The sequence below is a fragment of the Chitinophaga sp. CF118 genome (genome assembly GCF_900112615.1).
GTDB lineage: Bacteria > Bacteroidota > Bacteroidia > Chitinophagales > Chitinophagaceae > Chitinophaga.
In genome coordinates this window covers 1-12952 of record NZ_FOMK01000007.1, presented here as the reverse complement: position 1 = coordinate 12952, position 12952 = coordinate 1, and the positions used below count along the sequence as shown (strand labels likewise).

Sequence of the window (12952 nt, the reverse complement as noted above, 5' to 3'; positions counted from 1 at the left end):
AATATGACCAGGGATTGACTGATTTTCAACTGAATGGCAATCTTGGATATCTACATGATATTACGGATGAACAATCCGCATATAGAAGACAATTTGTAATTGGGTCCAGTTCACTTGGGAATATTCAGCAGATGTCAGAAATTACAGATAGTTGGGTTCGGGCCTATAGTTTGACTACAAATTCATCTCTTCGTATTATTATTTTGACACATAGAGCTGTTGATCCTACTAAGACGATTAGTGCAAATGTAATAGATGGTGCTAAATCATATAAAGATGTACGACAAACAATATTTCCAAATTTTATATCGAGATAAAATATGAATAAGAAATTAGCTTTTGTGTCATGTATCATTCTTTTTTCATGCTCTGAAAAGATAAATCAACAGACAGTCTTTGACCATAAATATTTTGAAAGTTCAAGAGGACCTTTGTTTTCAGGTAATCAGATATGGTTTAACAGTGCTAATACTTTTGAATATATAAAGCATAGCGCAGGAATATATATATCAAAAGGACACTGGAAGTATGATGCGAATAAAAATGAAATTACATTAATTGCTGACATTCCTTTTACAAAAACATTCCCTCATACTATTGATACCATGTGGCTGGATGTAACAGGTCAAAAGATGCAGATAAAATCTGAAAAGCAGATTTTGTTTGATGGGATTCTGTATAATTTGAAATAGTATAAAACGTTTATTTATACGGCCCCTGGAAGTGATCAACTTTCGGGGGCTTTTTTGTGCGTCGTACAATGATTAGAACATATGTGGCGTTATGCCGGTTTCAATAACCCGATAAGCTAAATACACTGCTACTATACTAATCTGCAATAACCCCTCCAAAGCGCACGGCCGTAGCGTTACTGAAGTTTCTGCAATAGTTCCCCCGGTACCTCCCGCAGGAGACCGTGACACCGTCTCTCATTACTTTGAGAGTTATACCGAAATCGGTTTTACCCACCCCTCCGGAAGCATCCAGTTTATACAACTTTTGGCTCAGCACGGTTTTCATGCTGTTATTTTTCTTTTAAACAATCCTGTAAAAAATTGATGACCTGTGTTTGGCCGTCTGGCGAAGCATATTGCATAGCATCAAAACAATTAATCCCATTATGATTTCTAATGTACGGGTTGGCGCCTAATTTTATAAAATGGTAAATTTTTTGTTTAAAAATTTCCGGGTCTTGATGGGAGAATTCAAATTCAGCATTCTTATTTAATTTATACTGGTCGTCAAGCCAGTACAGGAGAGCCGATACAAGTCTGTAAATAATTGTTTTTCCAAACATATTGTAAGCGTTGATGTCGGCGCCATGTTTTAAAAGCAGGGCAAGTGCCTCCTCACTGTAGGCATAGTCAACACAATTATGTAGTGCATACCTGATAGTTGCTTTTTTTGATAGTAAATATTCACTAAGTTCATTATTCTCAAACCAGTAGGTTAATTCAAGAAAGGTGATATCAGCGAGTTTGTATTTGCCGTTTATATCAATCTCTCCACTTTCCACCTCCTTTTTAAATTTTTCATTCAATTTACGAGCAATCAGGCTATGTTCATAAGAATCATTTTCAAACTTTTGAGATGGCTTTAGTTTATTGTATTTAAGAGGAGCCGTGTATCTTTGCGGAGCTTTGATCTCGTGCGGCTTATTCCAAATTCGTTCATACGATCCATTGTCTTTTAAAGCATCCCAACGGGAGATACCATTTGATTTTAAAGAAACGATCCGTTCGTAATGAAATAAAAAGTTTATAGCGCTTTTACTCCAGTCACAACCACAAACAATGTCATAATAAGAGAAGTAATCTTTGGAAGCCGTCTTTATATTAATTGCAGCGATCCCCATTATCGATTTTACGTTATCATATTTTATGTGCTGAAACTTCTTTTCATTTTCAGCATTAAAGCGTCTGATATCCTGTAAATTCTGAAGCGTTTTTTCTGTGATAACGTGTACGATCTTTTCCTGGTTGTTAATGATAAAATCCAGAGTATTCAATTGTTCTACGTATGGGTCGGGGTTATCAGTCAGGTCGTCCTCGAATTCAATCGTCACCACTCCATTAGTGGGTAATTCAGAAGAAATGGATGCATAAGGGCCGCGTCGTTCCTGGAATCCGGCAAATGCTGACAGCTCTATTTCGTACGACCAATCACCATTGAGTTCAAAATTGTCTTTGTTCATCATATGTTTTCACTAAAAATCATTTGTAACTGGCTGCATCGTCCTGGCATGCGAAAGTAGAAAATAAAGTTCGGATATGGGAGTGAGAAAGCTACAGTATAAACTGAATAACAGTGATACGATATTCATATCATCTTTGAAAGGGCTATAATGGACTGAAAGACGACCATTATAGATAGGTCACAGAACTGTTCACCATTTTACTTGTATCCGTTTGAATTGATTTGATGCGGAAAAGTGCAGCAAATGCAAGCGGGACACGTATTTTAATAAAAAAGGCCCGTCTTTCGACGAACCTAAATGTGAACCGGATTGGACAGTTTTCAAACCTGTTAAGAGCAGAATTGAAGGCTCTTATGAGGTTAAATGTTGGTAATCAATAATTAAATATAGTTTGAGATCTGCCTTCTCTGATATCTGGAGATTGGGTGAGAGTTCCGGTTTACCCAAATCCAACAGGTTGATGTATAGGCAATTTTTAGAAAGCGGATAATAATGATGATAAACAGCGCTAGGCCAATGGTTATAGCCATCTGAGTTAACGATGCACCGTTAGTATATTCACAATAAACTTTTATAGATACTAAAATGCCGTTGTAAATGAAACAAAAGCTTGCCAATATTTTGAGGTTAGTTGTTTAAGGTCCTGAATGTTATTGGCAATAGATTTCTGAGGTTGAAATAACTAATGGTGATTTATGTGAAAATTCCTATCCCCCCTAAATATGAATTGTTAATCAGGAGTTAATACATAAGCAAAAAAGGTGCTGAAGTTTTCAGTGCTTTTCTGCAAACTTAAAAATTCTATCTAACTTATCACCAGTATTCGATATCTCAACCACAATCCCTTCTCTTTTCCATATTGCAATAGCCGGTTCTTCGTTTATAAACCCTCTTTTTAATTGTAGTTCGAAGGATAGTTGTTTAGCTCCAAAGGTAAAACTCAGATAGTTACCTACCCACTGCTGGGAAATCCTTTGGGTGGTATTGCATCACCTTCAAACCTATAATAATAATAATAATAATACAGCTTTATATTATTTACTTCTGTCATATTGTATGTGGATGTTTCTTTTCCACTTACTGTAAAAAAAACAGTACTTATGATTGCCTGGACAAACCTTCTAATAGGAAATACAAGGAATGGAGGCCGGATGGGCTGCCTAGGTTTTGTGACATGTGAACAGGCTTCAAGCTCAGCAATGCTATCTGTTGATATAGATATAGCTTCCGGTACATATGCACTAACAAGTTATTAACAGTGTGCATACTTACCTTCGCCATGAATCCTCTAAAAGAAACGGAAATAGTTAAATTTGGTGGTCCATTTCAAAGCAAAGGAGGAAGTAAAACAATTTAACCTTATTATATTTTCAGGTATGTTAAAAGATACGCATGAACTGAATTTTACTTTTCTGGATGTAGGTGGCGGGGATGCTATCTGGACTCGGTTTTTGGGCAACGATAAGAATTGGCACAATATATTGATAGATGGTGGGTATGCAAAGACCTATAGGGATGGGTTTGGACCGTTAATACGGAGTATAACTGCTAAGGAACGTGTGGACCTCTGGGTAATTAGTCATATTGACCTGGATCATATTGGGGCAGTATTGGGCTTCACCGAAGACAAAGCGATCAAAGACAAACCCGCTGCTGTTGCAAAGTTTTGGTTTAACCATAGCCCACTTCTGGTGGCACAAGGAACAGGGAAGTTAGGCGTTGTGCAGGGAGTCAAGGTGAGGACATATTTAGAGCAGCATGGCCTTCTTTCCAAAGAAGGTATTACCACGAAACTGGAGCCGTCAGATTTCTGGGGCTTAAGGATCAAGGTACTTTCACCTTCACCTGAAAAAGCGCGTGTTGCAGACGAACTCTGGAAAGAGGAGGAGCATAGGACTAAGACGGGTCGTAGGGCAGATCAAGCAGACCATAAACAAAAGTTTGAGGACCTGGCAAATAAAGATTTTTCCGAAGATAGCAATCCATGGAATGGGAGTTCTATCGCTTTACTTTTGGAATTTAATGGTGTCCGGGCGCTGCTCCTGGCAGACAGTCATCCCAGCACGGTCGCTGAATCGCTATGTAGGTTGGGTTTTAGTGCTGAAAAACCGCTTGATGCTACCTTCGTGCAGCTTTCACATCATGGTAGTAAGGTCAATACCAGCGCTGAACTGTTAAGGTTAATTAACACCGATACTTATGTGGTCACAGGAAATGGAATCACCAATCGGCATCCGGATAAGGAGACCCTGGTACGTGTACTTTCTCTGGAAGGAAGGCCCCAAAGAACAATTTCGTTCATCTTTTCCTCAGACAGTAAGGAGCTACGGGGCTTGTTCGCTGTAGATGGAGAGGTCTACAGCAAGTACGACTTCTGCTGCATATTTCCTGAAGCAGGTCAGCTGTATCAAAGCCTAAACTATTTACCCCTAAACGAAACTAACGATGAATGAACATATACCCCAGATTGCAACACTCAGGATTGAATGTAATAAGGGAAAAGGAACAGCGTTGCTGTTCTTTCCGGGCTCAGAATTGGAATATGTGTACGTGCTAACGGCAAAGCACTGCCTGATGGGAGAGCATTTCGATCAACCATTTACCTACAGCGACATCCTGCTGGACAAGATCTTTAACCCAAAAGCAGGCACTTACCACAGTTGTCGGCTTACGGACACAGATGTGATCGTTTTTTCAGGTGATACGGAAGACCTGGCACTGATCATCCTTCCTAAGGAAAGGATAGTGACGCTTACAGAAACTGAGTTCCCTTGCCAGGTCATTGATACGGCCCCTTCCATTACGGACTACCAGGTCAGAGGGTTTGCCAGTTTCAATGATCAGGAGGCTGACCGTTCTTTTGAGCTGACATACAGGGAAGATCAGAAGGACAATAAAAACCTGTTTTTGCTTTGGACGGATGCTAGTCTGGATACCTATTATGATAGAGCCCTTACCAATGTTAAAGGCCTATCCGGTGGTGGGGTTTTCGCCAAGGTAAATGGGAACACCTACCTGACCGGGATAATGCATTTATATGAAAATGGGAATATTTTCACCGCCACTAAGGTTTTGGCTTACAATGCACTGATCGACCGAGCAAAGTACCGTTTAATTGATGTGGTGAAACCTGAAACGGACGCCAGCGTGTTGGATGCTTTTCGCAAAATGGACCTTAACCGTGAGGAAATCAATAGGCGCACGAATGATAAAGTAGGACTGGTGCATGTTCCGCGTGACATCAGTAAATTGGAAAGTAGCTTGTTCAGCAGCGGTATGGCTGTTGTACATGGCAAACCGGGTGTAGGAAAATCGGCCCTGGCGAAATCTACGGTTTCCTCACTGAAGGGAAAAGGAGGTATAACGGTGATCACCTTTACCCCGGAGCAGCTGTATTGCAACTCCCTGGCTGAAGCCTTGGTTAAGGCAGGCTACCATGCCGATATAGAACGGCTGCTGAGCAGCCCCTTGTCTGGCAGCCGGGTGGTGTTCTGGATTGAAAGTTTCGAGAAATTAATTGAATCGGGATATGGAGATGCATTCCGGGAGCTGCTAGGCTACCTTAGAAAAAACAGCAACCTTTCCCTGTTGTTAACGATCCGGGACTATACGCTACAAAAATTTAAAATCAACTTTCGCTTTGAGCTGCCCGAAGGAGATATTTACTATGCGCTGGATGCGTTTAATGATGCCGAAATAGATAAGATCCGGGAGCTGATTCCTGAAATGGGGCCACTGTTAGACAATCCGAAGCTCGATGAACTTCTGCGGACACCGTATTACCTGGATAAGGCAGTAAGGATTCTTCCTGAGCTTCTTAAGAATCCAGGAGTTGATGAAGGCGGTTTTAAGAAGTTAATGTGGGAGCATATTGTAGAAGCCGGGAATAGAGCGCGGGGCCAGGTGTTTTCCAGGATTTGTCTGAAGCGGGCAGGGGAAATGTCGCTGTTTACAACTACGGAGGAAGCTTCCGATGTGGTAGAGGCCCTTGTCAGAGACAATATGCTTCAGGAAGAGCAGTCTGAAACTGGTAACCGTTATAGTCCTTCGCATGATATCCTGGAGGACTGGGCCCTTACTCGTCATATCAAAGAAAAGTGGAGGAATGCGGAGCATGCAATGGACTTTATCAGTACGTTGGATGAAAGCCCGGCCATGGTCAGAGCATTCAGGTTGTGGCTCGATGAATTTTATCGCGATGAGCCGCAACGGTCGGCAGCATTTGTTCAGGGAATCCTCATGGATGACAAGGTAGACCAAAAATGGAAAGATGTCCTGCTCGTCGCCACTTTGCGTTCTGCGCATGCCGCCATACTTCTTGATACTTTGCAAGGATGGTTGCTTGAAGATAATGGGCGGAACCTACGCAAGATAATGGGCTTGCTTCAGACAGGATGTAAAACTTTTGACCATAAAGGGAAGGACTTCAATCGTCTTGCACCTGTTGGCAGTGGCTGGGACTACATGATAACCTTTGTCCGGAAGAACCTAAGTGCTATTCTCACCTTTAAGGGATTTGAATTTACCTATTTAGATGTCGTAGAGGCTTGGAGTAAAAGGCTGCCTGATTTTAATCCAGTTGTGCTTCCTCCGGCGTCGGCAGATGCAGCATTTTTGCTGGAGGATTATCTTTACCGGTATCAGGACAAGCTTGTTGTGGACAGTCATAACAGGTGGGAAGATGTCTTGCTGAAGAGGAATGTTGAGATACTGTTTAAACTTACAGGTGCGGCACAGGAACCGGTTAAACAGCTCCTGGGGGCGGCAACAGATATAGACAAAAAGTGCCCCAGGTGGAAATCGCGGGGATTCCTTCAAAGCATATGTGATTATGCGGTAAGAGGAAAGCTATCCGATCAGTTGTGCAAGTATTTCCCGGATAATGTTATACGCATAGCAGAGCAGGACTGGACCAAAGAAGAGATAACAGAAGAACCAAGTATGATCGGGTCTATAAGGATCCACGAGGAACCAGATATCGATGATTTTGGCATCGAAGACAATATGGACAGTGATTTTGACTTTCCCAGCGGGAACCAAAGCTTTTTGTATTGGATGTTTTTATACCATCCTGATAAAGCATTGGATTTCTTGTTGCCATTTTTAAACGCTTGCCTTGAGAAAAATAGCAAAATTCGTTCTGGTATTTCCGGTGCCGAAATAAAAGTGGTGACGATAACTTTTCCAGATGGATCAGTTGGTAATTATTACGGCTGCATGGAATACTGGAGCATGTACCGGGGCTTCAATGCCAGGAGCAGGTTGATCAGCTCCCTCCTGATGGCACTTGAAAAAGCCTTGCTGGATTTGCCGAATGCTGAAGAGGGCAAAGCTACCAAGGCCTCACGACTGTTGAACAGGATGATCCGGGAAAGTAACAACGTGGCGGTGCTGGGTGTGGTGGCCAGTATAATGCAGGCACATCCTGAACTGGTAGATGAAAATTCTGTTATGCTGCTGGGTGTTAAGGATTTTTACCTATGGGACGGAGGTAGGTACAGCAATGAACTGGTAAACCTGCATGATTACCATGATGTTCCAGAATTTGCCCAGGAAAGAAGAGCTGAGGACAAAAGGCCTCATCGTAAGGCATATTATCAAGGGCTGGTAGGTTTTGTGACAGACTATATGTTTCGCTATCAAACACATAGACCACAGCTGGATAAACTGCTGGATGCTATGTGGGATGCTGCTAATAGCAAGGATATGCCTTGGTGGAAGTTTCTTTACGATATGGATGCCCGTAAATATGCAATCCAAAGGGTAGAGGAGCCTGGCTATGAAAATATGGTTCAGCTGGTTCCCGGATACGACCAGGAGGTTAAAGAGATGATGAGTGGTGGTAGCCTGTTTGGAGATTTGCCCATTGCCAATACGGTTTGGTCCTATAAAGTTTTTCGGGGAGAGCATGTGTCGAATAAAACGTATAGCATTTGGAAGACGGGCTATGATAGCCTTCAAGGGGCAGGTGCCGCATCCCGAATAATGCTTTCTCCAGGAGCATTGGCAGCAATAGGATTAAGGGACTTTTTCGATCAGTTGGCGCCTGCAGAATTGGAATGGTGCCAGCAGGAGCTGTTCAGGTACGCCCAAAAACAGCTTAAGCCCAAAAGTGATAGGTTTGGTTCTTTTGAAACGGACACTAATGAGGCGATGTTTGGTCTATCCTTTATTTTAAAGCTGAAGCCAGCGGAAGCCATTACAGAAAAGGGGAAATCATTAATCTTCCGTTTACTGGTTTCTCCAATGGATGGAAGGGCAAAGCATCAACTGATTGATGGCCTGATTAGCGAGCTTAGGGAAAGTAATCCTGATTTTTTAACAGATTGCTGGTGTGGGCTTTTGGAATATATCAATAGGGAAGAAATGCTTGCCGATAAGAGTGTCCAGAAAGCAGAGGCTGGATATTTTGGTGGACCGGATGAAGATGAAGAAGCTCAGGAAATGGAATGGCTTAATGGTTTGGTCAGTAAGGTGGTCAAGAGCGAAATCGATACTCCCAAAGCAATTCAGCCTTCGCTCAGAAATTCTACTTATCATAGGTTAAACGATGCCTTGCGCATCATCCCTGCGGATACTACTTTACCGCAGCAGCATGAGTTTATACAGCGTTTATTCAGCTGTCATGTCGAATATCTGAATGACAGAAAGCCGCGCAGGAGATATGATTATTTTGAATCCAGAACTGAGTTTAAGTCTTTTTACGCACGCTTCCTGCTATCGCAACCACAGGAACTTGCAGCGAAGCTTTTTAATGAGTTGTTGGAGGCTACGTTGCCCAAGAAAGATGATCCGGATACAGACGAATTAGACAAATTCTTAGATGAACAGATCAAGGAGCTAATTTACGCGGTGGACGGTGGTTCATCTGTGGAGAACTTTTGGGCATTATGGGAACAGCTAAGATTGTTCGTCTTGAAACATCCGCACCCTTACTTGTTACCTTACTTCCTGCTGGATATAAAATGGAAGACAAATTCAGAGCATTGGCGCGTATTGGATGGTAAAAGCTTATATTATAAATATTTCCTGACTAACTATGGCCACAATTCAGTAGATCTGAGTATGAAGCTGCTTTCTGGTGTTGGTTTCCGTAATTTTATGCCGGATTCTATCAGCTGGCTCACGACCATAATCAATTATGAAACACTTGTTACTGTAGATATGAAGCTGTTTGATAATTTTATTTTAAAATCTTTTTACAGCTATGGAACTCAGATCAAATCTAATAAAGCATACCTTAATGATTTTATTTTATTGCTGGATCTGCTGATTTTGCGGGGCTCCGCTAAAGCTTATATGCTGAAGGAAGAACTCATACAATATAAACTGATACAATAGCCATTGCCAGAAGGCTTCATAAATAAGTAACAGGACCATTTTTAGCCATTCGGGCTATCCCTAAGGTACGTGGGACAGCCCGAATGGAAAATTTAACTAGCTAATCCTAGAAACTTTTTTCGTCTATCCATGCGACATAAGAAGCATGATCTAACACTAGTATTTTCGTAAAAAAAATCTTGATTGCCGATTTGATATTTCCATAATGAAAAATCAAGATAAAGGCATCAGAATACCATGCAGATCTTTATAAAGCACATCGATATCTACTGCTTTAATAAGATTTTCGTCCCTCACTTGATAGTCCATGGTAAGCAGTTGAGCTTCCATTTCCATTTTATTGCCATACAAATAAATTTCAAATAGAAATTCAGGACCATTAAAAACTACTTCTATCCGTTTATCCTCCATTATTATTTCCAGATAGGAAGAATCCTCCGACCGCTTTACCGGATGATACTTCAGGGCAAACACTCCCCCTTCATGTACAAAGGGCCTTAGTCGCAAATACAGTAAGTAAGTGTATAGCTCATTGTGATAATGATTCAATTGCGATTGGCCCAACAAGCGTATCCAATATTTCCCATCTTCACGCTCGTCCATACGGATCATTCTTTGATCACACACATCAATACATTTAGGATACGATACGAAGTATTTCCTCCAGTCTTCAAGTCGACCCGCCTCCTGATCAATAATTTCCTGAAGGCTCCGAGGATCATCCAAAATCAGACGAAGTAAAGATTGACCACCGCCAGCCGAGTCATCATTAAAAACACGTCGCCAATTTTCATCCCTTTCCCTTGCATTTCCCTGTTTGGACCGACAAAAGCTCCACCGGTAGCTATCCTTATCAATTAAGTAGTCTCCCTTGCAAAGCAAGGCCCTCTCCAGCAGATGATCAGAATTGTCGAGATACTCTTTACTAAAATATATCGCTGCGTTTTCTGCATAGTGGTTGAAAAGTACTCTGTCATGTACAGATTGGTTGTCTGCCAATGCCAGCAAAAAACCTATCTGGCCATAGAAATAAGCATGTCTTTCGTATTGCAACAGATCCTGTGTCCAGTTAGGATCCTCTTTAATCAGGGATGCTTTCAATATTTCCTCAGTTCTTTGAATAGCAGGGAAATAAAGTATTCTGGGATTACCAGTTAAATAATTGATAATGTTCAGACAATGATCAGACAATAAGTAGATCGATGTAATAGCCGAGACATATTCCGGAAAATCATCAATGCGTGAATTGTAAATCAGATTCTGGCTGATACGTACCCACTGAGAAAAAAGAGCTTCATCCTCTGTGTCATACAAGTTCACAGGTTTATTAAGTTTAACAACAAATCGGATGATTGCGTATAAGAACGTCTTATGAAACAAGTTAAGCCCTACTGTTCCGGTAAAGAGCGATTTTGAAAATGAATACTCGAAAAAAGGTTTACCTGAATAAGCCTTGATCAGCTCATCCAGCCGAATACTCCCTCCCTTTTCCAGAAAGCTTAAAAAAACAAACAAGTCTGACAATGAGCCTTCATTGAAAATAGTATGCTTTTCATAAAAAGTCATCGGCAGGAAATTATCTGCACCATTTCGCTCAATATCCAGTTGTTCAAGTATATCCCGGATTTCCTTACTTAAATCAGCCTGTCCTTGCAGCTGGGCCTGGCTTACATAATAATATTGTCCAAACCTTCTGAACAGATTGAGGTAGGCGCTGTCAACATCATCCACACTATCGCGATGCCTCCAGAAGATATCCATCCATTCCTTATCAATCCGGACATCCCATTCAGACATCAATTCCAAACCTTTGTCTTCAACATAAGCAATCAACCAGGATTTAAAATTTTCAAAGTCAGTCAGCTGCTTTCCCCTGGAATTCATTTTCACATATAGTTCGTCTTCTTCTTCTATCTTATCCAAATCCAAAAAATCAAACGTTATCATTTCTTCTACGGGGCTATAGAGCCGGTCATAATAAACCTTTATGTCATCCTCACTTGCATCCTTTAAAGAGTTCTGGATTTCATCCAGCATAACCATCATCCCCGAGACAGTCGGATCCCGTAACCATTCGTCAAATAAAAATTTCTGATCTTTTAATAACTCACTAATGGAGCTGGCATCCCCCTTCAATTGATTAACATGTTCAACCAGTGCCTTACAGAAATCCCTGGAACTTTTCCTGGTTTTATAGGAAAAATTGTATAATCTTTTCTCCGGCTGTCCATTACGATAGCAAAGATACCAGTGAACGAGAAAAAGCGTGGTCAGACGCTGTTGTCCGTCTAGGGGAATAAAATACTGTTTTAGTGCTTTCTGAGAATCTTCTTCTGGAGGAAGATCATAATTAATCTTAACATCGAGATTATCCGCGTAAGTCTTAACTGCCTTTAAAAGCTCCCCAATTGATTTTTGGTTTCGCCAGAGCAATTCGCTGTTTAAATCACCCTTTATTTTCCCATAGATAAAATCAAGGTGCAGGGGGCTGTTATTTTTCAACGCACCAAGAAGGGCATCCACAAAACCCTTCCTGATTTGGTCTGTTTTGACTTCTATTCGTCCCTGAGCATAGTCTCTCTGTATAACAGGAATTTCTACCCGATATTCCGTAATCAGACGGATAAACGTGTATTTAAAACTATTTTTCATGGGATACAGGTTTAGGCAGATAAGATTCTAACATAACAGCTATAGCATTTTCATAATCTTCAGCATCCTTTCTGCTCCAGAATTCCATTGGTATACTTTCGAGGTCTTTTGTATAGTACTTTACAAACACATTTCGGGTAACTAATGGGACAAATACCCCTTCCTCAATCTCTTTATTCAGGATTGCCGACCGCTTTGATAAAAATCCCTTGTTGCCAAGCGAACTATTCGTGCATATATCCAGCAAGGTGAGGTTACCAATACCGTGTAACCCCAAATCCACTGTAATTCTTTCACTCAATTCCTGCAACCGGCTTCTGTATTCCTGTGGCACCGCCACTGCTTCAAAATTCTTTGCTTCTTCAAGCAGGCTGACAACCAGATCATTCAAACTTTTATCTTCCCGGAGCAGCTTTTCCTGCTCAGTTAACCAGCTTTTAATTTCCTCTGCGGACTTTAATTCCCTTGGATTTTGCGGATGAATATGTTCAATGCTCCAAATATCCTGATTGTATCTCCAGAAGGGAAATTTAACCTCAGGTAAAAGTTCTTCGTAAGAAAGTATGTTGAATAATAATAAAACTATTCTCGTCCTCCTGTAATTGTCCTGAAAGTTAAGATTACTCAGTGCATACATCTGGTCCGAAGGATCGTCCTTTCCGGATCCTATAATGGACCCCGAAAAAAGGACCGGCAGTTAAGATAAAAAATTTTAATCTTAAATTGCCTACATAATGACAAAAAAGAGCAGACGTAAATTTA

General features: G+C 41.1%; 7 protein-coding genes. 3 read left to right on the top strand and 4 right to left on the bottom strand.

Annotation, left to right across the window (positions count from 1 at the left end; genetic code table 11):
- Positions 1-320: 320 nt before the first annotated feature.
- Positions 321-692, top strand: coding sequence for a hypothetical protein (locus tag BM176_RS23385; protein ID WP_090106767.1), 372 nt, complete (start codon positions 321-323; stop codon positions 690-692).
- Positions 693-828: 136 nt separating this feature from the next.
- Here the strand turns inward: BM176_RS23385 and BM176_RS23380 are convergent, their stop codons facing one another.
- Complete coding sequence (locus tag BM176_RS23380; protein WP_090106766.1) at positions 829-1020, bottom strand: hypothetical protein; 192 nt, start codon at positions 1018-1020, stop codon at positions 829-831.
- A gap of 4 nt (positions 1021-1024) precedes the next feature.
- Complete coding sequence (locus tag BM176_RS23375; protein ID WP_090106765.1) at positions 1025-2197, bottom strand: DUF6985 domain-containing protein; 1173 nt, start codon at positions 2195-2197, stop codon at positions 1025-1027.
- Between the two features lie 1316 nt (positions 2198-3513).
- Between BM176_RS23375 and BM176_RS23365 the strand changes: the two genes are divergently transcribed.
- Positions 3514-4650, top strand: coding sequence for a ComEC/Rec2 family competence protein (locus BM176_RS23365; protein ID WP_255373580.1), 1137 nt, complete (start codon positions 3514-3516; stop codon positions 4648-4650).
- A complete protein-coding gene (locus tag BM176_RS23360) occupies positions 4643-9538 on the top strand; it encodes an NACHT domain-containing protein (protein WP_090106762.1) in 4896 nt (1631 codons plus the stop codon). Before BM176_RS23365 ends, BM176_RS23360 begins: the two co-directional genes overlap by 8 nt.
- Before the next feature lie 213 nt (positions 9539-9751).
- On the opposite strand, the gene BM176_RS23355 is transcribed toward BM176_RS23360, so the two are convergent.
- On the bottom strand, positions 9752-12190 hold the full coding sequence (locus tag BM176_RS23355; protein WP_090106761.1) for a DUF262 domain-containing protein: 2439 nt from the start codon (positions 12188-12190) through the stop codon (positions 9752-9754).
- Complete coding sequence (locus BM176_RS23350; RefSeq protein ID WP_090106760.1) at positions 12180-12827, bottom strand: HNH endonuclease family protein; 648 nt, start codon at positions 12825-12827, stop codon at positions 12180-12182. Before BM176_RS23350 ends, BM176_RS23355 begins: the two co-directional genes overlap by 11 nt.
- Positions 12828-12952 lie beyond the last annotated feature (125 nt).